Consider the following 1,005-nt stretch of genomic DNA (forward strand, 5'->3'; position numbering starts at 1 on the left):
CGGGTGGAACTAACCGCTCTAAGTTTAGTTCGTAAAATAATTGTGGGGTAAATTCTTTTCGTCCTTGCATACTACAATATCCGAATTTTTTTTATTTTTGAGTTGTGCAACAAGCACATGGGTTTTGCAAGATGCGGGGTTGAAGTTATACTGTGGAATGTCCTAAATAGTACCCGCAAAAAACCATTTCATTTTTTTTTGTAAATTTGAAAAAATGAAAATGGTTTTTGCTAGAGATTGGTTCTCCTCCCGACTTTCAGTTTGCAGTAGCCCGCACCTCGCAAAGCCCTTTTCCGTTAGCTGTAATTTCTAAATCCATATTGTACCAAATTTTTCAATTATAATATTCTTACTATTCGTCGTTTTCATATTTTTCATATTGAAAGCACAAAATAGTAGAACTGTAATAAATGAATTAAACAAAATCCAAAATAGTGGTTTAAGATTAATTCGTAATATTAATGATGTAAAATGTGTAACATTTTTGAGCGGAGCAAAAAATAAAAATTATTCATTTAACAAAGCTGATTTATACTTATATGAAAATGCTTTATTAGTCGTCGGATATTTCAAAATTGGAAATTATAAATTCTATAAATCTGCTTTATTATTTTCACAAAATGAAAGAATAATAAACAATCAAAAAAACATTAAAGTCATTTCTCCTAAATCTTTTAATTTACATTCTTTTAACGATGATGTTTATATTGAATTCGATGAATCAAATTTTATAAATCTAAACGTTGAAATTCGTTTAAAGAACTTAAATGAAGATGATAAAAACTTAATCCAAATCTAAAGAAACTACAGCTAACATTGGTAACTTGTTGCACAACTCCAATTTTTATAAAAATTTAAAATATTTGACCTCGTTTAAGCCATTTTAAGCGGGGTTTATTTTTAGAGAAATATGCTAAATTGTAATATCAGGTTTGCTTAAAACTCAACTTTTTTAAGTCGTGAAGGAGTATTTTTGTAAAAAGCTGTATTTCCCTTGTCTTAGGG

The 1,005-nt window shown here is 28.4% G+C and carries 1 protein-coding gene; it reads left to right on the forward strand.

Annotated features, from left to right (window positions below):
- Nucleotides 1–379: 379 nt before the first annotated feature.
- Nucleotides 380–799 (forward strand): hypothetical protein, encoded by a 420-nt coding sequence (locus HX088_RS13840; protein ID WP_286484480.1) that lies wholly within the window; start codon nucleotides 380–382, stop codon nucleotides 797–799.
- Nucleotides 800–1,005 lie beyond the last annotated feature (206 nt).

The organism is Empedobacter sp. 225-1 (assembly GCF_030328185.1).
GTDB classification, from domain to species: domain Bacteria; phylum Bacteroidota; class Bacteroidia; order Flavobacteriales; family Weeksellaceae; genus Empedobacter; species Empedobacter stercoris.